The sequence below is a fragment of the Brachybacterium sp. Marseille-Q7125 genome, from assembly GCF_023062615.1.
Lineage (GTDB): Bacteria > Actinomycetota > Actinomycetes > Actinomycetales > Dermabacteraceae > Brachybacterium.
Genome location: NZ_JALLAL010000050.1, coordinates 1 through 21892, shown reverse-complemented (window position 1 = coordinate 21892; position 21892 = coordinate 1). Strand labels below are relative to the sequence as shown.

Genomic DNA, 21892 nt, shown 5'->3' with positions numbered 1-21892 from the left:
CCAGCCAGATGCCGCCACTAATCAAGAGCGTAGAACACAGTCGTCGCGCGCGTAATAACATCTTTTTGTTTATACAGCCCCGGCCACCACCAAAATCGACCCAAGGGGTATCGCCGGCGGCGTCAGATGTGTATAAGAGCCGGCTGCAGCGCCGCGACGGCGGTGCGGATCCCGGCGGGGTCGCCCACGCGGTCCGGATCCCGGGGCGCGCCCTCGAGCGCGGCGCGTGCAGCGCCCACGTCGGCCCCCGCGAGCAGCGCCACGAGCGCAACCCGCACGGACCCGTCGGCCTCCTGCAGCACCTCCGCCGCCCGGGCCGCGTCCACGCCGGTGGCCTGCACGAGCATCCGCACAGTGCGCGCCACGAGCTTCGCGTTCGTGGGCCGCACGTCGATCATGAGGTTCCCGAACGTGGTGCCGAGCCGCACCATCATCGCCGTGGACAGGGCGTTCAGCGTGAGCTTCTGGGCGGTGCCGGCCTTCATGCGGGTGGAGCCGGTGACGACTTCCGGGCCCACTGCCAGCAGGATCGGGTGGTCGGCGAGCTCGGCAAGCGGCGCTTGCGGGTTCGCGGAGATCAGCGCCGTGGGCATCTCCGCCTCACGAGCCGCCTCGAGCGCGCCCTGCACGAAAGGGGTGCGGCCGCTCGCGGCGAGCCCGACGACCACATCCCCGGCCGAGCATTCCTTGCGCACCAGCTCCCGGCCCGCCTCCACGGAGTCTTCCGCGCCCTCGACGGCCTCAAGGAATGCCCCGGCGCCACCGGCGATATGGGCGGTGACCATGGACGGGTCGGCATTGTAGGTGGGAGCGAGTTCGACGGCGTCCAGCACGCCGAGTCGGCCCGACGTGCCCGCGCCGACGTAGTGCACGGTGTGCCCGGCGGCGATCGCCTCGACGCACACCTCCACGAGCGCGGCGATCTCGGCGGCGCGCGCCTGCACGGCGGCGGCGACCATTGCGTCCTCCCCGAGGATCACGTCCACCATGCCGCGCGCATCGAGGCTGTCGAGCTCGGCGCTGGCCGGGTTGCGCTCCTCGGTGGGAGAGGCGAGGTCCACGAGCAAGGTGTCCAGATCCATGCGTGCACAGTAGCGCCCCGCCCCTTAGGGCCTCCCCGCGCACCCTTCGCCGAGACCGCTGCATTGTCGCCATCGCCGAGACCGCTACGTTTCGGTGGGAATGAGCGCGGGTTAAGCACGGAAACGTAGCGGGATTCTGGGTGCGGAAACGTAGCGGGATTCGAGGTGGAGGGCCGACGGGGCGCGCGGCGCGGGGCGCTGACTACGATGGCCGCAGTCGACGAGGGGGAGGACATGACGCAGGACGACGTCGGAACACGGGCGGCGGGCGCAGGAGCCGCAGCCCTGAGCCCCACCACCAGCACCGTCATCGCCGGAGACATCGGCGGCACCAGCTCTCGGGTGCTCCTCGCCCGCCCTGATGGCACCATCCTCGCCGAGCACACGGGGCCCGGGGCGAACCTGCGCTCCTCCGGGCTCGCCGCACTCGACGGCCTCGCCCGCACCATCGGCGAGCTGCTGGAACGCGCCGCCGCCGACCCCGCCACGGTCCGCGCGGTCGCGCTCGGTCTCTCCGGCGCCGGCCCCGCCCGTGTCCGCGAGATCCGCGACGCGATCGCCGAGCGACTCCTCCCCCTCGGCATCGCCACCACAAACCTGCTGGTCACCGACGACCTGCTGACCGCGTTCCTCTCGGGCGGCGTAGGCGATACGGGCCTGCTGGTCCTCGCGGGCACGGGCGCCGTCGCCGTCCGCGTCGAGGATCGCCGCCCGGTGCGGCGCCGCGATGGCATGGGCTGGCTGCTCGGCGACATCGGCTCCGCGGTGTGGCTGGGCCGACGCACCCTCGAGGTCGTCGCCGCAGACCTCGACGACCGCGGCCCCCGCACCTCCCTCACCGAGCAGGTGGGCGCTGACCTGGGCCTTGACCTGCGCGACGGCACGCAGCCGCCCTCCCCCACGGGCGACCTCCGCCAGGACCTGATCCGCGCGCTCGACGACGCTGTCCCGGCAGGCTCCCCGTCGGCCCTGGGACGTTTCGCCCCGCTGCCCGCGCGCGTGCCCGACGACCCGGTCGCTGCCGGGATCCTCGACGCCGCCGCCCGCACCGTGGAGGACACCCTCGCCGCGCTCGACCTGGACGGCACCCTGCCGGTGGTGCTCGCCGGGTCGGTGCTGACGTCCGATGGGCCGCTGCGTGAGCGGGCGCTCGCGCTCATCGCCGGTCAGGGCCGACGGGTGGGCACTGCCCGCGACGGCCTGCCCGGAGCGCTGCTGCTGGCCCGCGACCTCGCCGCGGGGCAGAGCGCATGAACGCCGAGCAGCGGCGGCCGGCCGAGCAGCCGGAGGCGGCGGAGCAGCCCGAGACCCCGCGTCTCGAGCGCCGGCGCCGCACCTGGCACCACCGCCTCCTCTCGGAGAACGTGCGCAGCCTGATCGCGCTGGTCATCGCCGGGCTGATCGGGGCGGTGCTGCAGCTCGCGGTGCCGGACCTGAACTACATGACCACAGAGGACCCGCGCGAGCGCATCATTCTGCTGACGCTGCTGCTGGTTCTCGTCGGCTCCATCTACTTCATGGTCACGGCGCTGCTGGTGCTGCTGGTGATGCGGGGGCTGCCGCGCGCCCGGCAGGTGGCGCTTGCGCGTCTGCCGCGAGCCCGGCTCTCGGTGCGCTGGTACCGCTGGGTCGGAGGCAGCTCCGGGCCGGTCGGCAACGTGGTCTCGCTGGTGGTCAACGCGGTCGCGGCGTCGCTGCTGCTGATCATCCGGCCCGGAGGGGTGTCGGTGACGTATCTGCTGCTGCTGACCGCCGGGGCGATCATCACCGTGTGGATCTCCACCGTGGTCACCTACGCGATGGAATACATGGCGGAGGACGCGCACGGTGATGCTTTCTCGCTGCCGGGCACGCCGGGGCCCGAGCGCACTTTCTCCGACTACCTGTACGCGGCGGTAGTAGTGCAGGCCTCCAGCGGGACCGTCGAGTTCGTGCCGCTCACGACGCCCGCCCGTCGGATCGTGCGCAATCACGTGATCCTCGCGCATGTCATCTCCACGGTGCTGATCTCGCTGGGCGTCTCCGTGGTGATCTCCGCAGTCAGCTGAGGTGCGAGAGCACGCCGCCCTGCCCCCATCGCGCCCCGCCCCTGTTCGGCGAGCGCGGCTCAAGATTTCCGAATCCCGCTACGTTCTGGTGCTTATGAGGCCCCGATTCCCACGAAAACGTAGCCGTCTCGCGTGAGGGAGTGGGGCGGCGCGCGGCGGTGACGTGCGCAGCAGCGCCGTGCCGCGGCCTCACGCGCTCGGACTAGGATGGCGTCCGTCCGCCCGCGGCCGACCCGGAAGAAGGACCTCCCTGATGCCCGAGCACCACGACTCGATCCCCACCCGCGACAAGGTGCTGATCATCGGCGCTGGCCCCGCGGGACTTGCGGCCGCTGCCGCGCTGCAGGCGCTCGAGGTGCCGTTCGACCTGGTGGATCGCGCCGCGCACGTCGGCGGCATGTGGGACCCCCAGCGCACCGACTCCCCCGTGTGGCCCACCCTGGAGATGGTGTCCTCGCGCGAGTTCACGCAGTATGAGGATCTGCTGCAGCCGGTGAGCTTCCCGGAGTTCCTCACCCCCACGCATATGGCGAAGTACCTGCGCGCCTACGCCGCTCGCCATGACCTGACCGACCATTTCCGGCCCCGCACCGGGGTGCGCCACGCCCGCCCCTTCGACGACGGCGTGTGGGAGGTGGAGCTGACCACCGGCGAGATCGGCATCTACCGCGCGATCATCTCCGCCCACGGCATCACCGAGCGCCCCCACTACCCCGCCTGGGCCGTAGACGTTCCGACGTCCGTGCGGGTCATCCACGCGAAGGACTGGAGTGGGGCCGACGGGCTGGAGGGCCAGCGCGTGCTCGTGGTGGGCTCCGGCCAGTCCGCCGCCGACATCGCCGTGGACGCCGCGCGGCGCGCCCTCGAGGTGCGCTGGTCGATGCGCACCGGGCACTGGATCGTGCCGCGCCGCATCGCCGGCCGCTCCGGGGATGTGCTGGCTGCCCGCGAGCCCGCGCGCCTAGGCGGGCTGAACGCGAAGATCGCCGAGACCGTGATCCGCCGCACCGTCGGCACCCCGGAGGCGGTGGGTCTGCCGCGGCCGGTCGCACCGCTGCTCGAGGACACCGTGATCGTCTCCGATGACGTGCTGGACCGGGTGCGCGAGGGTCGCATCACCCCGGCCGGGGACGTCACCGCGGTGGGGGCCGACGGGACCGTGATCCTCGCGGGCGTGGCCGGGGGCCGGGGTGCACAGCAGCGGGGCGAGCAGCAGTACGCGCCGGACCTGATCGTGCTGGCCACCGGGTACGAGTCCGGGGCTGATCATCTGCCCAAGGACGTGGTGCCGCGCACCGCCGACGGCGCCTACGACCTGTTCCTCGGCGCCTTCGCCCGCGGCCGCGATGACCTGGTGATCCTGGGGCAGCAGCGAGTCTCCGGCGGGGTGCTGCCGGTGCTCGTGGAGCAGGCCGACGTGGCCGCGTACATGCTGGCCGCGACGATGCAGGGGCATTCGCAGCAGGCGCTCGAGGCGTTCCGACGGGTGCGTGCGGGCTCCGAGTCCGCGGTGCCGGCTGCGGCGACCGCGAGCGGGAAGGGCCTGATGGGCACGCTCGGCGGGGCCGTGGGCACGCATCGCGTCACCGAGCGCAGCGCCGCGGCGAGCCCGGCGTCGCGTGGGCTCGGCGAGGGCCTGGTGCCGGCTGCGGACCGCGAGACCCTGCTGGCGCGCCTGCGCTCCGTGCGCGAGCTGTTCGCGGAGGCGCACCGGCGCGGCTGAAGCTGGGGTGGGTCGGAGCTGAGGCTCGGCGGGGCTGGGCGCAGCGCGGCTGCGAGCCCCGTCCCTGGGAGAGTTATCCACAATCTTGGCGACTGGCCTGACGAGGTGAACTCAGGCCGCTACCGTGACTGTGTTCCACAACACGGACAGGGAGCTCACCTCATGACGCGACGCCTGATCACCGCTGCGGCTTCCGCCGTACTCATCCTCGGCCTCGCCGCCTGCGACGACGGCAAGGGCCCCGTCACGACCCCACCCCCGGACCTCGGCTTCAAGCCCCAGGCCAGCGACGGCGGGGGCGACGACACCGACACGAGCGATGGCGGGGGTGAAGCGGGGGCCAGCGATGGCGGGGACGGCGAGATTCAGGCTGCGCCCGATATCCCCGCCCCGGACCGCGCCGACTTCCCCGGCATGGACGAGCACACCGACCACGGTGCGATGCAGGCCTTTAAGTACTACATCGCCACTGCCATGTGGGCACACCAGGTGGGCGACGACTCCCTGACGCAGGAGATGGAAACTGAGGACTGTGATGGATGCGACGACTTCATGAAAACTTACAAGGACATCCGGGAGCACGACAATCTTTGGACTAAGTTTTCCCTACAGGAAGTCGTGTCCGAGGCTATAGAATCGAACACCTACGACATCCAGGTGAACTACAACTTCACGACAACCCCGCACATGAGGTCCATTGAAGATCCTTCAGAGATCGTGGACGTTGGCGAACTGGAGTACGCCACCGCGGGCGGTCTAGTTTGGACAGAAGAGGGGTGGCGAATCGATGCCGTTCGCGCAAAATGGGGAACCGATGTCCTTGACTAACAAACGACTTATATGCCTAACCTCAACGCTCGCAATATTACCCCTAGCCGCACTCCTTATAAATCCTCCCTTGAATGCTCTCGCAGACCCTCCTCGACACCACACAGAAATTGACAGGGGCTCTAGGGCCATCAACTTCGGGGGCTCCCAAGAAAACACTGAGGAGTGGGAACAAAACTCGGGAAGCAGTGCGTTAGATTTTTTCACAAGCCCCAACCCCGGGTCCAAAGGAGGCTCGAGCCTCGCTCCCTACCCGGTCGTTGAGACTCTGCCAACCAGCCACGCAACGTCGTGCACTCCAGACAGCAACGGCTCGACGTGCCATACCGTCCGCGAATCGTGCACTTCGGGCCTGAACTACCGTCGCGATGATGCCGCGGGCGAGTTCTTTCTGGATCCGCGTGCTCAGCGCGAGTGGGATCGCGGCGAGGACATGGTCATGCAGCAGATCTCACTCTATGACCCCGTCGAGGACAGGAAGACTCCACAGGGGTATCGCTGTGTGCCTGTCGGCGAGGCCGGCAGCATTGACCCCGCCTCGCTGCCGCCGCTGGTCATCACCGTGACCATCGAGGACCTCAAGCGCATGCCCATCGACACCCCGATCGCTCACGCGGGCCCGGAACGTGGCTGGCTGCCGGTGAACATGGTCAACGTCCTCTACACCGAGGCCGACACCCAAGAGCTCGAGACCGAAGTCCTCGGCACCCCAGTCCGGATCCGTGCCATCCCGTCAGAGTTCCACTGGGACCTCGGGGACGGCAACACCATCACCACCAAGAATCCCGGCAAGCCCTTCCCCTCCGAGCGGATCTCCTCGGAATACCGGTTCGAAGGCTGGTACGACATCATCCTCACCACCACGTTCACCGGCCAGTTCTCGGTGGACGGCGGCGAGTGGCAGGACATCGAGGGCAGCATCGAGATCGAATCCGATCCGGTCGAGCTGTTCGCCAAGTCCCTCGAGTCCCGCCTCGTCAACGGCAGCGAGGACGAGGACGAAGACAGCGGGTACGGGGGCGACGACAATGACGAGGATGAAGAGGAGCCCTGGATCCCCGAGCGCACCCCGGACACCGAAGGGCCGATCGACCCTAAAGCCCGCCACCGCAGGATTTGATCCGAGCTGCACAGGGTGAGTGGACCTGTCCTTCAGGTCTTTTCACCGGCTGCTCCAGGTGAGCCATACTGCGCTTCAGCGGCTCATCGCAAAAGAGAGTGTAGAAGCGGTCTGAACCCGCAGGTATCCAGCAGTGCCCCGGAGGAGGTAGCGGCCCAGATTCCGGAACCCCAGCGCGGCGCCTCTCAGGTTACGTCCCTGATAGTGGTGTAGCACCGGGGACAACCGCGTCAATCCTCACCATGGGGCTGCGCCTTCACGGCGCGCAGATCTCCCAGGGGAGATCCGGACCGTGAATGATGAGCATCGCCCCTTCTTGGGGTTGCTCCGTGAGCTGAACGAGGATGTCGTCCTGTGGTAGGCGCGTCCACAGCCGTGCAGATCCCCCCTCCGTGGAGCTCTGGATGTCCTCCAGTGCGACTCCCTCATCGGACAGGACCTCAGCAAAAGGCTCCCGCAGCTCGAGAAAGTCTTCCGGAGCCGCGGCGCTCACCAGGCCAGCGCTCCTGTACGTGCAGGAGTGTTTCTCCGTCGAGCTGACCGTTCCCGGTGGAGAGTCCTCGCTCCACGTCATCGTGGGCACCGCGGCGGTGAGAGTCGTCGTGACCCGGTCCAGCACGGAGGCAGCGCGTTCAGCGGGGGCGGGACGGGGCTGGTGACGCTGCGGCGGCACGCCGGAGCCGTGCCACGACAAGCCCAGCCAACCCAGCACTCAGCACCACCACGGCGAGCACGGCCACGCCAGCGCGGCGCTGGTCGGCCAGCGCATCCATCCACCAGGTACGGCCGGTGGCGCCGAACCAGCTGGCGGCGAGCAGCACATCCCCGAGCAGCAGCCACAGCCCGGCCGCTGCCCCGACCAGCAGCGGCGCGGCCGGCACGAGCAGCACGTGGCGCGGGGCACCCGCCGCCCCTACCGCCCGGACCGCGAGGGCGGTCAGCACCCCGGCCCCGAGCGCGAGGGCCTGCAGGGCGAGATGCCATACGTGCGCATCGAGCGCGAGGCGCAGCGTCAGCGGCACCGCATAGGCGGTGACCAGCAGGATCGGCCCGGCCGCTGCGAGCAGCGCCCCGACCCACCAGCGCCCGCCCAGCTCCCGCAGCCTGCCCGGCACCGGCCAGACGCTACCGATCAGCACCCCCGCGGGCACCATCAGCAGCAGGTGCTGCAGCACATGCGCCGAGACCAGCACCTTCCCGTACACGTTCAGCGGGCCGCTCGTGACGAGCACCAGCACCGCCACGCCGAGCAGCAGGCGGATCGAGGCGGAGCGGTCGCGCACCGGGGCGGAGGGCCGCCACCAGGTCAGCAGCAGCACGGCCCCGAGCGCGAGCGCCACCGGGGCCGGCCGCCAGGCGGTCAGCACCGTCGTCAGCTCGGGGGCGGCCGGCAGCGGGTAGCCGGTGAGCAGGCCCGCCGGTCCGCCGGGCGGGATCCCAGCCTCGGCCGGCGGCGGGGAGGAGCTCATGGCGGCGCCGAGCGCGATGGCAAGACCCATCAGCCCCAGCTCGAGCACCGCGAGACGTCGATAGGTGGAGCGGGCATCGGCCCCGTCGGCGCCGGTGAACCCGGTGGCCAGCTGGCGCCGCTGCAGCGCCCCGAGCACTCCGAGCAGGATCAGCAGCACCGCCTTGGCGAGCGCGATCTGCACGTACACGCTGGTCAGGAGATCTCCCCAGCCGTTCATGCGCACTGCGAGGGCCCACACGCCGCTGCCCGCGAGCGCGATCCAGCAGATCAGCGCGAGGTGGGAGAAGCGGCGCACCACCTGCTCGGCCTCGCGGGCTTCCTCGATCGCAGTACCCGAGGTTCCCACGGCCCCCCGTCGGCCCGACGCATCCGCGCCCCCCACGGCCCCCCGTCGGCCCGACACATCCGCGCGCCCCGCAGCCTCTCGTCGGCCCTCCCCGGGCAGCAGCTGCAGCACTGCGAGGCCGCCTGCCCAGATCCCGACGGCCAGCAGGTGGATGAGCATCGTGGAGGTGCCGACTTCGTGGGTCTCGTCGCCGGCAGCGTGGCCGGTCATGGCACTGGCGAGGGCGACCAGGCCGATCAGCACCGCGACCGTGCGCGCCACGCCGACGGAGCTGCCGAGCACCGCGACGGTGGTGGTCGCCGCAGCGATGAGCAGCCCAGCGATCAGCCAGACACCGAGGTCCGTCGCGGCGAACACGGCGATATCGGAGCCGAAGCGCGGCGAGCCGATGCGCTGCCCGGTGGCCAGCGAATACGAGAAGGCGAGCGCGGCGCCACGGGCCAGGGTGGTCACGCCCGCGGCGATCGCCACGGCGGTCATGACGCAGGTGCGGTCGGCGTCCCGCGGCAGCATCCAGCCGGCCACGACGGCGCCACCCAGGGTGAGGGCCGCGGCCAGGTTGGCGAGGGTCGCGGCGACGGGCGCGCCGTGCCGGGTGAGGGCCCCGGCATCCAGCAGCACAAGGTTTCCGGCAGCCGCGGCATCGGCGGCGATCACGGCGATGAGGGCAAGCAGCACGACGACGCCGCCCGCGATGAGCAGCGCTCCCCGGCCCGGCCCCCGCTTCTTTCCCGTGCTCACGCCGCGATCACCAGCCCCAGCCACAGCGCGCCCATGCCGGTCCCCGCAGTCAGCATCACGTAGGCGACGGCGAGCGCATAGGTGCCGCGGCGAAACAGGTCGACGACGTCCATGGCGGCGGTGGACAGGGTAGACAGGCCGCCGCAGAACCCGACGGACAGCATGGTGTAGGCGAGCGCCGCCCCGCCGGTGGTCGAGCCCAGGCGCGCGACGATCATGCCGAGCAGGAAGCAGGCGGCGAGGTTCGCACCGAGCGTCAGCCAGGGCCGCAGAGCCGCCGGGTCGTGCAGCTCACGGCGCTCAGCGAGGTGGGTGCCGAATGCGCGCAGCCCCCAGCGGGCCGCGCTGCCGAGCGCCCCACCGACCCCGACCAGGAGCGCGGCCAGCAGGTAGGTGCCCGCGCTCATGCCTCAGGCCTTCCGGGCGCGGAGTCGTATGCGGTTCCCGGCTCGGCGGCGTCGCCATCCGCGCCGCGCGTGCCCCGGGTGCTCGCATCGCCCCGAGTGCTCGCATCGAGCCAATGGGCGCCCGTCCCGTGCGCGCTCGCACCCGGCGCACCCCCGTCGGCCGACCCGTCAGCATCCTCACGCACCTTCCGTCCCGCGCCCCACGGCATGGGTCGGCGTCCTGCCGCGATCTTCGCGAGCAGCCTGCCGCGGGCGGCGGCGCGACCGGCCAGCAGACCGGCGATCGAGGCCCCCAGGCACAGCACGAGCGTGAGCGAGCCGTACAGCATGGCCTGCAGCGGGAAGTCCGCGCCGAACATCGCCGACCCCTCCAGCACCACGGTGGACATCGAGGTGAAGCCGCCGCACAGCCCCGTGCCCAGCAGCGGCATCACCCAGGGCCGCGCGACGCGGATCTCGGCGTGCCCGGCGATCGCGCCGAAGGCGAGGCAGCCCATGACGTTGACCCACAGGGTGGGCCAGGGGGTTTCGATGAGGGTGGGGGTCAGCACGGTCGGCACGAGCACCGCGATCGTGAAACGCAGAATCGCGCCGACGGCCCCGCCTGCCGCGACCAGCAGCGCCGCCGTGTGCACGGGCAGCGGTCGCATGACGCCAGGCGGTGCGCCGACATGCAGATCCTCGAGATCCTCCGCCCGCAGCGCGGCCATCTCGACCGTGCGCATCCGCGAGTCCAGGCGGCGCGGCGGCGTCGACGGAGAGGTGGGGCTGGAGGTCACCGGCCCAGCGTACCGAGGTCTGCGCGCCGTCCATCGCCGCCGCCCCGGCGGTGGGGCCGACGGGGTGGCCAGCCCCACGCGCAGGCCGGTGCGGCGCGGCGGTCCGGGAGCCGGTGCAGCGCGGCAGTCAGCGGGCCGGTGCACGGGCCGACGGGCTCACGCGCCCGCGCTCACCCCCACACGAGCCCGAGCGCCGGGTCCTCGAGCACCGCGGAGATGTCCCGCAGCAGTTCTGCGCCGAGCGCCCCGTCGATCAGGCGGTGGTCGAAGCTCAGGGCGAGCTGTGCGATTTGCCGGGGCACCACCTGGCCGTCCACCACCCATGGCTTCTCCTTGATGGCGCCGATCCCCAGGATCACCGACTCGCCGGGGTTGAGGATCGGGGTGCCCGAGTCGATGTTGAACACGCCGAAGTTGGTGATGGTGATGGTGCCCCCGCGGGTTGCCGACAGCGGAGTGCGACCGGCCCGTGCGGTCTTGGCGAGCTCGTCGATCTCCTCGGCCAGCTCCCGCAGGGTCATCAGGTGGGCGTCCTTGATGTTCGGGACGATCAGCCCCCGCGGCGTGGCCGCGGCGATGCCGAGGTTCACGAAGTGCTTGTAGACGATCTCGCCGGCGTCCTCGTCCCAGGACGCGTTGACCTCCGGGTTGCGGCGGATCGCCACCAGGAGCGCCTTGGCCACCACCACCAGGGGGCTCACCTTCACCCCGGACCACTCGCGCGAACCGCGCAGCTGCTGCACGATGCGCGTGGCGGTGGTCATGTCGACCTCGTTGAACACGGTCACGTGCGGGGCGGTGAAGGCGGAGGCCACCATCGCCTCAGCGGTGCGCTTGCGCACCGAGCGGATCGGGACCCGGGTGGTGCGCTCGTCGCTGGTGACGCCGGCGAAGGGCTGGTGGCGGCTTGACTTCATGGCGCCGTCCAGGCCTTCGGGGGCCTGCGGGGACTCCTCGGGGAAGTACTGGCCGTCGTACACGGTGACGGTGTCGCCGCTCATGGCGCGCTGCTGGGCGGCCAGCACGTCCTCACGGGTGACCGTGCCATCGGGCCCGGTGGCCAGCACGTCGGCGAGCGCGATGCCGAGGTCGCGGGCGAGCTTGCGCACGGGCGGCTTGGCGAGGATCCGGTCGATGGGGACCTGGGTGTCCTCCTCCTGGGCGGTGCGGCGACGCCGGCGGCGCTGGGGGGCCGACGGTGCGCCGTAGCCCACCAGGTTCTTGGGCTGGTCCTGCTCCTGCTCCGCGGCCTGGGCGGTCTCCTGCGGGGTGGCCTCCACCGCGTCTCCGGCGGCAGGGCTCTTCTCGGGGGCGGGGCCGCCGCTGGTGTCGATCTCCAACAGCGGGGCGCCGACGGGCACCTCCTGGCCGATGGACACCAGCACCTTGGTGACGGTGCCGGCGACGTGGCTGGGCAGTTCGACGGCGCTCTTGGCGGTCTCCACCTCGATCACGGCGTCGTTGATGGCGATCGTGTCGCCCACGGAGACCTTGATGTCGACGATCTCGGCCTCGGTGAGGCCCTCACCGGGGTCGGTGAGATTGATGCGGACGATCCGGCTGTCGGGCGCGGAGCCGGATGCCTGGGGGTCGGTGGGGTCAGCCATGGGGTGATCCTTCCACGGGGGTGGGAACAGTCAGTGTGCGAGGACGCGATCCACGGCGTCCAGCACCCGGTCCAGATCGGGCAGGTAGGCGTGCTCCATGCGGGCCGGCGGGTAAGGGGTGTGGTAGCCGCCCACTCGCAGCACGGGCGCCTCCAGGTGGTAGAAGCACTCCTCGGCCACGCGGGCGGCGATCTCACCGCCCAGACCTCCGAGCACGGGGGCCTCGTGCACGATCACCAGGCGGCCGGTGCGCTTGACCGACTCGTAGACCGTGGGCAGGTCCAGGGGTGCCAGCGAGCGGGCGTCGATCACCTCGAGGTCGACGCCCTCGGCCGCCGCGGCCTCGGCGCTCTCCAGGGCCAGCGGGAGGCTGGGGCCCCAGGCCAGCAGGGTGGCGTCGGTGCCGGGGCGGGCCACGGCTGCCTCCCAGGGGGACAGCTCGGGCCGGTGGTCGGGATCCACGTCGCCCTTGGCCCAGTAGCGGCGCTTGGGCTCCAGCATGATCACCGGGTCGTCGCTCTCGATGGCCTGGCGGGTCATCCAGTAGGCGTCCTGGCTGGTGGCGGGGGCCAGGATGCGCAGTCCGGCGGTGTGGGCGAACAGTGCCTCGGGGCTCTCGGAGTGGTGCTCCACCGCGCCGATGCCGCCGCCGTGGGGGATGCGGATCACGATCGGCAGGCTCACCCGGCCCTGGGTGCGGTAGTGCATCTTGGCGACCTGGGTGGTGATCTGGTTGAAGGCCGGGAACACGAAGCCGTCGAACTGGATCTCCACCACGGGCCGATACCCCCGGTAGGCCAGGCCCACGGCGGTGCCCACGATCCCGGCCTCGGCCAGCGGGGTGTCGACCACCCGCTGGGAGCCGAACTCGGCGTGCAGACCGTCGGTGACGCGGAAGACGCCGCCGAGCACGCCCACGTCCTCCCCCATGATCAGCACGCGGTCATCGGCACGCATGGCGTCGCGCAGTCCCGCGGTGATCGCCTTGGCGATGGGAAGAGTGCTGCTGGTGGTGCTCATCGGCCGCTCCCCCCGCCCGTCGCGCCGGATCCTTCGGTGCTGTCTGCGTCGTCCTCGAACTGGGCGACGTACTGCAGGTACTGCTCGCGGTCGCGCTCCACCACGGGATGGGGCTCCGCGTAGACGTGGTCGAACATGGCCACCGGGTCCGGATCGGGCATGTCGTGGATGAAGTGGTGCAGGCGCATGGCGAGGTCGTGGGCCTCCTCCTCGCAGGCCTTCACGTAGGTCTCGTCGATCTCGTCGACCTGGGCGAGGTGGCGGCGCAGGCGCAGGATCGGGTCCTTGTCGGCCCACTGCTGCTCCTCCTCGCTGCTGCGGTAGCGGGAGGCGTCGTCGCTGGTGGTGTGGGCGGCCATGCGGTAGGTGATGGCCTCGATGAAGCGGGGCCCTTCCCCGGCGCGGGCCGCGTCCATGGCCGAGCGCACGGCGGCGAGCACGGCCAGCACGTCGTTGCCGTCCACCCGGATCGAGGGGATGCCCCAGCCGCGGGAGCGCTGGGCCAGTGGCACCCGGGTCTGCACGGAGGTGGGCACGGAGATCGCCCACTGGTTGTTCTGGGTGTAGAACACCACCGGCGCCTGGAAGGAGGCGGCGAAGGTGAAGGACTCGGAGACCTCGCCCTCGCTGGAGGCGCCGTCGCCGAACAGGGCCAGCACCGCGGTGTCGCTGTCGAGGTCACCGGTTCCCACCAGGCCGTCGCGCTGCAGGCCCATGGCGTAGCCCACGGCATGGGGGGCCTGGGAGCCCAGCACGATCATGTACGGGTGGGTGCGCAGCTCGTACGGGTCCCAGCCGCAGTGGGAGATCCCGCGGTACATCTCCAGCAGGCGCATCGGCTCGATGCCGCGCGCCCAGGCGACCCCATGCTCGCGGTAGGTGGGGACGAGGTAGTCCTGGGTGCGGGCCGCGTGCCCGGCGCCGATCTGCGCGGCCTCCTGCCCGAGCGCACTGGCCCACAGGCCCAGTTGGCCCTGCCGCTGCAGCGAGGTGGCCTCGAGGTCTGCCGCGCGGATCATCACCATGTCGCGGTAGTAGCCGCGCAGGCGCTCCGGGGAGGCCAGGTCCGGTCCGGGGTCGGCGGTCGCTGACGCATCGCCCTTAGCGGCACCTGCGGGGGATGCGGTGCTGTGCCCCGCCAGGACGGCGTCCAACTCCTCGTGGGGGGTGCGGGTGCCGTCGGGAGCCAGGAGCTGGGTCATCGGCTCCTGGTCGGCGACAGGCGGGATGGTGGTCGAGAACGCGCTCACCGCTCGATCGTAACCTACGGTTCCGTAGGGTGAGAGGGAGGAGCCTCGCCGACCGACTCCGGCGCGCCGTGGGGACCACTGCTGCTCACGATCGCGGCAGCTGGACGCGACTGCCACGCGCGCATCCCAGCTGTAAGGGTCACCACGGCGAGGAGGATGCAGGGCAGGGCGACGTACACCAGCATCAGCGGACTCTCCGGCAGCCGCGCATCCCACCGTGCGAGGACCATCCACTACACAAGGAGCGGTCGATCCTGGCCGCAGGCCCGCGCATGTCAACCATCAGTTGACTTCCTGGTGGCTGTCGCATCACACTCCTGCCATGAGCCCCAATCCCGCACACCGACCCGCCGAGATGCTGCCCCCGCCTCATTCGGTCCCCTGGAAACCGGTGCTGATCTTCGCCGCGATCGCCTACGCGCTGCTCGCCCTGAGCGCTGCCCCGTTCTGGTTCCTGCCCGGTGGTATCGCCCACCCCCTGTACTCATGGGTGCTGTCCGCAGGCATGCTCGCCCCTGCGATCGCCACCGTGATCGTGGTGAATCTGGTGACCAGGGGCTCCTGGCGGGATGAGGTGGGGCTGCGCTTCCGCGGTCGCTGGAAGCGCCTGGCGCTCTGGATCCCGCTGGCCGTGCTGGTGATGCTGGCGATCAACGCCGCCTCCGCCGTGATCATGGTGCTGCGCGGCGTGCCGGGTGATCTCACCGGCAGCACCTGGGCACATGCGACGACCATCGCGATGGCCGACGCCGGCGCCGAGATGCCCGTGCCGGTCGCCGTGACCGTCGTGCTGGCTCTCACCGCCGTGAACCTGCTCGTCTCCGTGATCCCCGCCCTGGGAGAGGAGATCGGCTGGCGCGGCTGGCTGTGGCGGCAGCTGAAGCCCCTCGGCTTCACCGGGGCGATCGTGGTGGGTGCTCTCATCTGGTCGCTGTGGCACCTGCCGATCACGCTGATCGGACACAACTACCCCGGAGCGCCCCGCCCTCTGGCGATCGGCATGTTCATCATCGCGTGTGTGGCACTGCACTTCCTTTTCGGGGCGATCACCGAGCGCGCGGGCGGCAACCCCCTGCCCGCGGCCTTCGCACACTCCACGCTCAACAGCACCGTGGGGCTGGCGGTGTCCATCGTGGCGACCCAGGGAACGCTCGAGCAGATGAACTGGTTCATCGACACCCCGCTGGGGGTGATCGGGATCGCCCTGACGGTGTTCGCCGCCTACCTGATCATGCCGCGAGGGGCTCGGGGCACCTTCGGGCCGCAGCCGCACGGCCCGCAGACCCCCGATGCGCTCTAGGCTCGACGTCGCGCAGCCACGGGACCCGGGGCGCGAGACAATGCCACCATGGACGAACGTTCCCGACTGCGCGATGAGATCAGCGTGGCCTCGGCCCTGTGCCTGGGGCCGCTGGCCGACGCACCGGGCGCCCAGGTCCAGCAGTCGCTCGCGGCGGCCGCCCATCTTGCCGATACCGCCGAACGCACCCTGCACCTGTTCGTCGCCGAGGCCCGCGCCACCGGGATGACCTGGGCCACCATCGGGGAGCAGCTGGGCATTACACGGCAGGCCGCGCAGAAGCGGTTCGGGGGCCAGGTGCCCCTCAAGGTCACGCGCCCGCAGCCGCATCCCTCCGCCTCCCAGGTGGCCACTGCCGTCGGCCTGCTGGATGCGGCCGCGGAGCGCCGCTACGAGGAGCTGGAGCAACGCGCCTCCGCCCATATCCGCCGCATGGCGGGATCCGGCGGCGTGGCGCGCGCCTTCGACGCCGTCCCGGCGGTGTACGGGGAGCTCACCCGCGCCGGCCCCCCGCAGGCCAGGCTGATCGGGCGTGTCCTGCATGTCTCCCGGATCGAGGAACGCACCGGACGTGCGACCCGAGCGGAGATCACCGTGGCCGAGGACGGCACGCTGCTGGGACTGGCGTACACCGAGTCGGACGCCGACTGAGAGGAAGCACGCTCCCGGTCACGGCCCGGCAGCTCCTCACTGCACAGCCGAGCCCTTCCGTGCCTCCTGCGCCGCGAACAGGGCCTCGAGGTCCAGCGGCTCCTGGTCGACGTCGAGGTCCTGCACCGGCAGGGGGCAGTCGCCCAGGTCGGTGATGGGCAGGCGCTCGCCGTCCCGGTTCATCGACTGGTGGGCGATCACCCCGGGCAGGGTGTAGCGGGCGGCCTGCCAGGCGTTGACCATCGGCTGCTTCCCGTCCACGACGGCGCGCGCGAAGTCATCGACGAGGAAGTGGTGCGCGCCCTCGTGGCCGTTGGGGAGGCCCTGGAACTCCTTGGGCAGGCGCTCCTGGTGGTGGACGCGGGCGGCACCGGCCACGAAGGCATCCCGCAGCGTCGGGGAGACATCTGCGAGCCGCGGGTCATCCAGGCTCATGGTGGCGTCCGTGCGGATCAGCTCGGTCACGTCCAGCACGCGCTGCTTGTCATGCCAGTAGGTGGTCTCGATGGTCTCCTCGAAGGAGCTGGCCTCTCCGAAGAAGCGGAAGCGGCTTTCGCGCTGGTGGCTGGGGTAGCCGACGCGACGCAGCTCGTTGGTGCGGAAGGCGCCGCCGTTGTCCATGCCGAACAGGGCGAAGGCGTTGGAGACGTCGTTATTGAACATAGAGACGTCCTTGTCGAACACGCCGTCGCCGCGGGTGTCGGGCCGACCGAGCGCTGAGACGGACACGGCGTGACGTTCGGAGATCACGCCGAGGATCCCGCCGATCGAGTGCGTGGGGTACAGCAGCGGCGGGTAGGAGGCGGTGGCCTTCCACCCCTCACCGCCGGAGTACTTGTAGGCGTCGTAGAAGCCGAGGTCCATGTCGTGCACGTAGTCGCCTTCGGCGTAGAACACCTCGCCGAAGGCGCCGGTGGCGTGGATCCGGCGGGCCAGCACCACGGCGGCGTTGTACTGGCTGGTCTCGCCCATCATGTAGACCAGGCCCGTGCGCTGCACCTCCTCGGTGATGGCGCGGATCTCGTCCTCGGCGATCGCCATCGGCACGGCGGAGTACACGTGCTTGCCGGCGCGCAGGGCGGCCAGGGCGTGCTCGCCGTGGGTCCAGCGCTGGGTGAAGATCGCGACGGCGTCCACGTCGGAGGCGAGCAGGTCCTCGAGCGTGTCGAAGCGGCCGGCGAAGCGGGTGCCGCGGGCTTCGACGGCGTCGATGCGCTCGGGGACGGAGTCCACGGCGTAGATCGCCTCGATGTCCGGGTGGGCGGCGAACAGCTCTGCGAAGTGGGAGCCGAACTGCCCGATCCCGACGATGCCCAGCGTGAACGACATTGTTCCTCCTTGAAATAAAGGTGTTGAGGCAAGGCTACGGGACCGGCACGGCACGGTTCAAGCGGCACGGTTCAAAGGGGCCGACGGGGGCGCGGTGGGCGGCCACCCTGGCACCCCAACAGGCGCCCATCACGACAGGCCGACGGCCCGCACTCCCCCGTCGGCCCCGCGTCAGATTCGGCGCCAGCGCCCGGAACGCCACACGTCCCGCCAGGGCGGTACGCGCACCCCGGCCCTGGCCATGCGGGCCCGCAGCGCGCGGCGGGTGATGAGCATTCCCACCACGCCGATCGCGAGCATCGGCAGCTGCACCGCGAAGGCGACGCGGAAGTCGGTGAGGGTGTAGTCGCCGTCGGGGGCGCGCAGGTCGAGCACCGTGCCGATCAGCAGGATCGCGAGCAGTCCGCCGAGGAACCCGCCCATGATGACCACGCCGGTGGCGGTGCCCAGGCGGTGCCGGGCCAGGTCCGTGCGGGGGAAGTCGAAGCCGACGCCGCTGCCGGGTCCGCCGATCGAGTAGCCGGACACGAGCACCGCGAGCAGCCACAGCGGTGCCGGGCCGGGCCACAGCACGAGCGCGAGCAAGGGCACCACGATCGTGGCGACGATCAGCAGCACGAGCGTGGTGCGGCGCAGCGGGTGGCGCTGGGTGAACACGCCGATCAGCGGCCCGCCGACGGCGGAGACCAGCACCAGCAGGGTCATCACGGCGCTCGCGGCGGGGCGGGAGAGCTCTTCGCCGGCGGTGAGGTACGGGTAGCCCCACATCATGGCGAACACGATGCCGGGGAATCCCGCCGTGAAGTGGGTGAAGAATCCCAGCTGCGTGGCGGGGTTGCGGAGGATCCGGGCGAGCACGAGCGGGATGCGCCGCAGGTCGTGGCGGACTCGGGGTCGCGGGGTGCCGGGCGGGGTGGCGCGCACCAGCAGCAGCACTGCGAGCGCGGCGATCGCGGACAGCGCCGCGGCGAGACGGAAGGTCGCGGGCCAGCCGGCGCTGTACAGCAGGGCGACGAAGGGGACGGCGGAGCCGATCTGCCCCACCTGCCCGATCAGGCCGGTGAGCTGGGTGTACATCGGGACCCGTCGGGCGGGGAACCACGCGGGCACCAGGCGGATGGCGCTGCTGAAGGTCAGGGCGTCACCCGCCCCGAGCACGATCCGGGCCAGCATCGCCACGCCCACCGTGGTGGTCTCCGCCATGAGCAGCTGACCCAGGCCCATCAGCACCGCACCCACGACGAGGGTGACGCGGGAGCCGTAGCGGTCCAGCAGCAGGCCGGCGGGGACCTGCATGAGCGCGTAGACCGCCAGCTGCAGCACCACGAAGGTGGAGACGATCGTGGCGGAGGCACCGAAGCGGTCCGCGGCCTCGAGGCCCGCAACCCCCATCGTGGTGCGCTGCAGGACGGCGACCGCGTAGGCGGCCACGGCCACGAGCCAGACCAGGTGGGCGCGGATCCCGCCGAGCGGCTGGGCGGCGGCGGTCACTGTCATGAATGCTCGCGCCAGGCGGCGGCGATGTCGATCAGCAGGTCGCTGGCCTCCGGTTCGGCGATGGTGGCGCGCACCCCGTCGGCCCCGTAGGCGCGCAGCACGAGCCCGCGGGCATCGGCGAAGGCGGCGAAGTCCTGGGACTGCTCGCCGAGGGGGAAGTAGATGAAGTTGCCCTGGGTGACGGGCAGGTCCCAGCCCTGCTCGGCGAGGGCGGCGGCGACGCGGTCGCGCTCGGTGCGGATCCACGCGGCGCGGCGGTCCAGCACCGCGCGAGCCTCCGGCTGGAGGGTGGCGAGCGCAGCAGCCTGCGCGGGCCTGCTCGCTCCGAATGGCAGGGTGACCTGGGACAGTGCCCGGGCGAGTCGCGGGTGGGCGATGGCGTAACCGATCCGCAGCCCGGCGAGGCCCTGCAGCTTGGAGAAGGTGCGCAGCAGCACCACATTGCCGTGTCGCGCGAGGATCCCGGCACTGTCCAGGACGGTCGCGGGGTCGTGGAACTCGCGGTAGGCCTCGTCGATCGCGACGACCACGTGCTCGGGCACGCGGGTGAGGAACTCCTCCACGTCGGCGGTGCTCAGCGAGGGGCCGGTGGGGTTGTTGGGGGTGCACAGCAGCACCAGGCGGGTGCGTTCGGTGATGGCCTTGGCCATCGCCTCGAGGTCATGCTCGCCGCGGGCGGTGACGGGGACCTGCACGGGGGTGCCGCCGTGGGAGCCCACCAGGATCGGGTAGGCCTCGAAGGAGCGCCAGGCGTACACGACCTCATCGCCCTGGTCGACGAGGGCGCGCACGAGGTCGCCGGTGACGGCGACGGATCCGGTGGACAGGGCGATGCGGGAGGGCTCCACGCCGTGCTCCGCACCGAGGGCCTCCCGCAGCGCCTGCGCGGCCGCATCGGGGTACCGGTGGGCCTCGCCGAGCGCGGCAACCGCGGCTTCCCGCACAGTTTCGACCGGGGGGAACGGGGACTCATTGGAGGAGATTTTGAAGCGCCGCACCCCGTCATCGGGCGCCTGCTTCCCCGCGACATACGCGGGCAGGGAATCCAGCGCGGCACGCACGCGAATGCGCTCGGCGGGCAGGGTGGTGCTGGCCGAGGTGGTGCTGGCCGGAGTGGTGCTGGCCGGGGCCGACGGGGGCTGGGCGGCCGGGTCCGGCTGCGGGGCCGACGGGTCGAAGGCGGAGGCGGTGGACATGACTCCAGCGTAAGCCGGGGGCGCCGGGACGGCTGCGGACGTCCGCCCTGCGGGGTGGGCCGGGGGCGCCGCTGCCGAACCACTCGCGAGCCCCGGTCGGCCCTTGATCGAGCGCTCAGCAGACCCTTTGTCGAGCCTCGGCGGGCCCTCACCTCGGCGGACCCTCATGAGGAGCTCTCCCCATGGCCCAATGGCTCTCGCCATCTCATGATTGATGTGCGGGACGGCCTCATGCGTCGCCCCGACGAGCCCGAGGGGGAAAACGTGTTCCTGAGGGAATTCCTGACCACATGCGCGACCAATCATCGCGCACTGCACACCGGATCGACGGTGAGCATCGGCCCCCTGGACCGCGCATGTCGAGCGCATCACGGAGAATCCCCCGAGGTGCTGGTGCGGGTGACACCCGAGGTGACTGCATGAGACGCATGCTCCGCTCCGTCACCGGGGTCACCGCGGCCCTCCTGCTGCTGGGCGGAACAGCTGGCTGCGGCCTGCTGCCCCTGGGCGAAGACGAGCCTGATCCCACGCCGGGGCCGACGAACGGCCCGGCAGGAGATCCCGAGGACTTCACCGAGACGTGCACCGGCGATGGCCGGCTCAGCACCCGCGGCTCGACGCAGGGCCGCGATACAGAGACGAAGAATTCCCGCGGTGAGCACTTGTTCTACGGCGCGGTGATGATCCGAGCTGAGGGTGCGGACGGGGAACCGGCCGCCGTGCTGCGGTTCCAGGCGGATACGGGAGATGCCGAAGATCTCGACGAACTGGGCATCGGCGACACCGCCGAATTCGACGAGTGGACGCTCACCATCCGCTCCATCTGCGCCAACTCGGTCGGGTTCGACGCGGACGTCGACGCTTGAGGGCCGACGGGGCCTGCCACCGCTCAGCCGAGCTGCGACGATGGATGCATGAGATTCCTCGGCTCTGTCATCGCCACCGGCGTGGCCCTGTGGGTCACGGCGCTGATCCTGCCCGGCATGCACCTGGGGGACGACAGCGCTCCCGTGCTGAACCAGGTGCTCACCATCGGGGCGATCGCGCTGATCGTCGGGCTGGTCAACGCCATCATCCGCCCGATCCTCTCGGCCCTCGCCATGCCCATCACGTGCCTGACACTCGGCCTGTTCCAGATCGTCATCAACACGCTGATGCTGCTGCTCGCGGGCTGGATCTCCAGCCTGCTGGGGCTCACGCTCGAGTTCGACACCTTCTGGTGGGCGCTGCTGGCGGGACTGATCATCGGGCTGCTGGCCGCGATCATCGAAGGCGTGACCGGGCTGGGCGAGGGGCAGCGCGAGCGCGGGTGAACTGCGGGACGGGCCGACGGGGCGGCTGATCCACCACGCCCGTCGGCCCGCCAGACCGGTCGGTCCTCGGCTCCGGACCGCTCGCCCCTGGCGCTGGACCGGTCGCCCCGGCCAGGCCCGTCGGCCCCCAGCCGGTCGCCCCGGCCAGGCCCGTCGGCCCCCAGCCGGTCGCCCCGGCCAGCCC

20 protein-coding genes are annotated in these 21892 nt (G+C 71.2%); 9 read left to right on the top strand and 11 right to left on the bottom strand.

What is annotated here, in order from left to right:
* Positions 1 to 122: 122 nt before the first annotated feature.
* A complete protein-coding gene (locus MU407_RS11585; RefSeq protein ID WP_246957644.1) occupies positions 123 to 1082 on the bottom strand; it encodes an N-acetylmuramic acid 6-phosphate etherase in 960 nt (319 codons plus the stop codon).
* A gap of 207 nt (positions 1083 to 1289) precedes the next feature.
* Here MU407_RS11585 and MU407_RS11580 point away from each other — a divergent pair, with 207 nt between their 5' ends.
* The 5 genes from MU407_RS11580 (at position 1290) to MU407_RS11560 (ending at position 6801) form a co-directional block, all read left to right on the top strand.
* Positions 1290 to 2336 (top strand): BadF/BadG/BcrA/BcrD ATPase family protein, encoded by a 1047-nt coding sequence (locus MU407_RS11580; protein ID WP_246957642.1) that lies wholly within the window; start codon positions 1290 to 1292, stop codon positions 2334 to 2336.
* Positions 2333 to 3130 (top strand): DUF1345 domain-containing protein, encoded by a 798-nt coding sequence (locus MU407_RS11575; RefSeq protein ID WP_246957640.1) that lies wholly within the window; start codon positions 2333 to 2335, stop codon positions 3128 to 3130. Before MU407_RS11580 ends, MU407_RS11575 begins: the two co-directional genes overlap by 4 nt.
* Before the next feature lie 253 nt (positions 3131 to 3383).
* The gene (locus MU407_RS11570) at positions 3384 to 4853 is read left to right on the top strand and encodes an NAD(P)-binding domain-containing protein (protein WP_246957637.1); all 1470 of its coding nucleotides are present in this window, start codon (positions 3384 to 3386) and stop codon (positions 4851 to 4853) included.
* A gap of 162 nt (positions 4854 to 5015) precedes the next feature.
* Positions 5016 to 5681 (top strand): DUF6318 family protein, encoded by a 666-nt coding sequence (locus MU407_RS11565; RefSeq protein WP_246957635.1) that lies wholly within the window; start codon positions 5016 to 5018, stop codon positions 5679 to 5681.
* Between the two features lie 439 nt (positions 5682 to 6120).
* On the top strand, positions 6121 to 6801 hold the full coding sequence (locus MU407_RS11560) for a hypothetical protein (RefSeq protein WP_246957632.1): 681 nt from the start codon (positions 6121 to 6123) through the stop codon (positions 6799 to 6801).
* Between the two features lie 256 nt (positions 6802 to 7057).
* Here MU407_RS11560 and MU407_RS11555 read toward each other — a convergent pair whose 3' ends face one another.
* From MU407_RS11555 to MU407_RS11525, 7 genes are all read right to left on the bottom strand, one after another.
* Entirely contained in the window at positions 7058 to 7294 is a 237-nt protein-coding gene (locus tag MU407_RS11555) for a hypothetical protein (RefSeq protein ID WP_246957629.1), read from the bottom strand.
* Positions 7295 to 7433: 139 nt separating this feature from the next.
* Positions 7434 to 9359 carry a CopD family protein gene (locus MU407_RS11550; protein WP_246957626.1) on the bottom strand — a complete coding sequence of 642 codons (1926 nt, stop codon included), beginning with the start codon at positions 9357 to 9359 and terminating at the stop codon, positions 7434 to 7436.
* Positions 9356 to 9766, bottom strand: coding sequence for a CrcB family protein (locus MU407_RS11545; protein ID WP_246957624.1), 411 nt, complete (start codon positions 9764 to 9766; stop codon positions 9356 to 9358). Before MU407_RS11545 ends, MU407_RS11550 begins: the two co-directional genes overlap by 4 nt.
* Positions 9763 to 10545, bottom strand: coding sequence for a CrcB family protein (locus MU407_RS11540; protein ID WP_246957621.1), 783 nt, complete (start codon positions 10543 to 10545; stop codon positions 9763 to 9765). The genes MU407_RS11545 and MU407_RS11540 overlap by 4 nt, the downstream gene beginning before the upstream one ends.
* A gap of 170 nt (positions 10546 to 10715) precedes the next feature.
* Complete coding sequence (locus MU407_RS11535) at positions 10716 to 12152, bottom strand: dihydrolipoamide acetyltransferase family protein (RefSeq protein WP_102234788.1); 1437 nt, start codon at positions 12150 to 12152, stop codon at positions 10716 to 10718.
* 30 nt (positions 12153 to 12182) lie between these two features.
* Positions 12183 to 13172 carry an alpha-ketoacid dehydrogenase subunit beta gene (locus MU407_RS11530; RefSeq protein ID WP_246957618.1) on the bottom strand — a complete coding sequence of 330 codons (990 nt, stop codon included), beginning with the start codon at positions 13170 to 13172 and terminating at the stop codon, positions 12183 to 12185.
* Positions 13169 to 14422: a thiamine pyrophosphate-dependent dehydrogenase E1 component subunit alpha gene (locus MU407_RS11525; RefSeq protein ID WP_246957615.1), complete on the bottom strand. Its 1254-nt coding sequence runs from the start codon at positions 14420 to 14422 to the stop codon at positions 13169 to 13171. Before MU407_RS11525 ends, MU407_RS11530 begins: the two co-directional genes overlap by 4 nt.
* A 322-nt stretch (positions 14423 to 14744) precedes the next feature.
* On the opposite strand from MU407_RS11525, the gene MU407_RS11520 reads away from it, so the two are divergent.
* Complete coding sequence (locus MU407_RS11520; protein WP_246957611.1) at positions 14745 to 15722, top strand: CPBP family intramembrane glutamic endopeptidase; 978 nt, start codon at positions 14745 to 14747, stop codon at positions 15720 to 15722.
* A gap of 48 nt (positions 15723 to 15770) precedes the next feature.
* A complete protein-coding gene (locus MU407_RS11515; RefSeq protein WP_246957609.1) occupies positions 15771 to 16373 on the top strand; it encodes a hypothetical protein in 603 nt (200 codons plus the stop codon).
* A 36-nt stretch (positions 16374 to 16409) separates the two neighbouring features.
* Here MU407_RS11515 and MU407_RS11510 read toward each other — a convergent pair whose 3' ends face one another.
* The 3 genes from MU407_RS11510 to MU407_RS11500 form a co-directional block, all read right to left on the bottom strand.
* Entirely contained in the window at positions 16410 to 17702 is a 1293-nt protein-coding gene (locus MU407_RS11510) for a Gfo/Idh/MocA family oxidoreductase (protein ID WP_246957606.1), read from the bottom strand.
* Positions 17703 to 17873: 171 nt separating this feature from the next.
* Complete coding sequence (locus tag MU407_RS11505) at positions 17874 to 19199, bottom strand: MFS transporter (RefSeq protein WP_246957603.1); 1326 nt, start codon at positions 19197 to 19199, stop codon at positions 17874 to 17876.
* Positions 19196 to 20395: a histidinol-phosphate transaminase gene (locus MU407_RS11500; protein WP_246957600.1), complete on the bottom strand. Its 1200-nt coding sequence runs from the start codon at positions 20393 to 20395 to the stop codon at positions 19196 to 19198. The genes MU407_RS11505 and MU407_RS11500 overlap by 4 nt, the downstream gene beginning before the upstream one ends.
* A 419-nt stretch (positions 20396 to 20814) precedes the next feature.
* Between MU407_RS11500 and MU407_RS11495 the strand changes: the two genes are divergently transcribed.
* Positions 20815 to 21261, top strand: coding sequence for a hypothetical protein (locus MU407_RS11495; RefSeq protein ID WP_246957597.1), 447 nt, complete (start codon positions 20815 to 20817; stop codon positions 21259 to 21261).
* Between the two features lie 48 nt (positions 21262 to 21309).
* The gene (locus tag MU407_RS11490; protein ID WP_102234796.1) at positions 21310 to 21708 is read left to right on the top strand and encodes a phage holin family protein; all 399 of its coding nucleotides are present in this window, start codon (positions 21310 to 21312) and stop codon (positions 21706 to 21708) included.
* The last annotated feature ends 184 nt before the right edge of the window (positions 21709 to 21892 follow it).

What these genes read in the sequence shown, in the direction of transcription:
- MU407_RS11545 (WP_246957624.1), bottom strand. Translation starts at nt 9,766, where the DNA reads ATGAGCGCGGGCACCTACCTGCTGGCCGCGCTCCTGGTCGGGGTCGGT.
- MU407_RS11510 (WP_246957606.1), bottom strand. Translation starts at nt 17,702, where the DNA reads ATGTCGTTCACGCTGGGCATCGTCGGGATCGGGCAGTTCGGCTCCCAC.
- MU407_RS11580 (WP_246957642.1), top strand. Translation starts at nt 1,290, where the DNA reads ATGGCCGCAGTCGACGAGGGGGAGGACATGACGCAGGACGACGTCGGA.
- MU407_RS11500 (WP_246957600.1), bottom strand. Translation starts at nt 20,395, where the DNA reads ATGTCCACCGCCTCCGCCTTCGACCCGTCGGCCCCGCAGCCGGACCCG.
- MU407_RS11560 (WP_246957632.1), top strand. Translation starts at nt 6,121, where the DNA reads ATGCAGCAGATCTCACTCTATGACCCCGTCGAGGACAGGAAGACTCCA.
- MU407_RS11565 (WP_246957635.1), top strand. Translation starts at nt 5,016, where the DNA reads ATGACGCGACGCCTGATCACCGCTGCGGCTTCCGCCGTACTCATCCTC.
- MU407_RS11570 (WP_246957637.1), top strand. Translation starts at nt 3,384, where the DNA reads ATGCCCGAGCACCACGACTCGATCCCCACCCGCGACAAGGTGCTGATC.
- MU407_RS11575 (WP_246957640.1), top strand. Translation starts at nt 2,333, where the DNA reads ATGAACGCCGAGCAGCGGCGGCCGGCCGAGCAGCCGGAGGCGGCGGAG.
- MU407_RS11495 (WP_246957597.1), top strand. Translation starts at nt 20,815, where the DNA reads ATGAGACGCATGCTCCGCTCCGTCACCGGGGTCACCGCGGCCCTCCTG.
- MU407_RS11530 (WP_246957618.1), bottom strand. Translation starts at nt 13,172, where the DNA reads ATGAGCACCACCAGCAGCACTCTTCCCATCGCCAAGGCGATCACCGCG.
- MU407_RS11585 (WP_246957644.1), bottom strand. Translation starts at nt 1,082, where the DNA reads ATGGATCTGGACACCTTGCTCGTGGACCTCGCCTCTCCCACCGAGGAG.
- MU407_RS11535 (WP_102234788.1), bottom strand. Translation starts at nt 12,152, where the DNA reads ATGGCTGACCCCACCGACCCCCAGGCATCCGGCTCCGCGCCCGACAGC.
- MU407_RS11515 (WP_246957609.1), top strand. Translation starts at nt 15,771, where the DNA reads ATGGACGAACGTTCCCGACTGCGCGATGAGATCAGCGTGGCCTCGGCC.
- MU407_RS11505 (WP_246957603.1), bottom strand. Translation starts at nt 19,199, where the DNA reads ATGACAGTGACCGCCGCCGCCCAGCCGCTCGGCGGGATCCGCGCCCAC.
- MU407_RS11520 (WP_246957611.1), top strand. Translation starts at nt 14,745, where the DNA reads ATGAGCCCCAATCCCGCACACCGACCCGCCGAGATGCTGCCCCCGCCT.
- MU407_RS11490 (WP_102234796.1), top strand. Translation starts at nt 21,310, where the DNA reads ATGAGATTCCTCGGCTCTGTCATCGCCACCGGCGTGGCCCTGTGGGTC.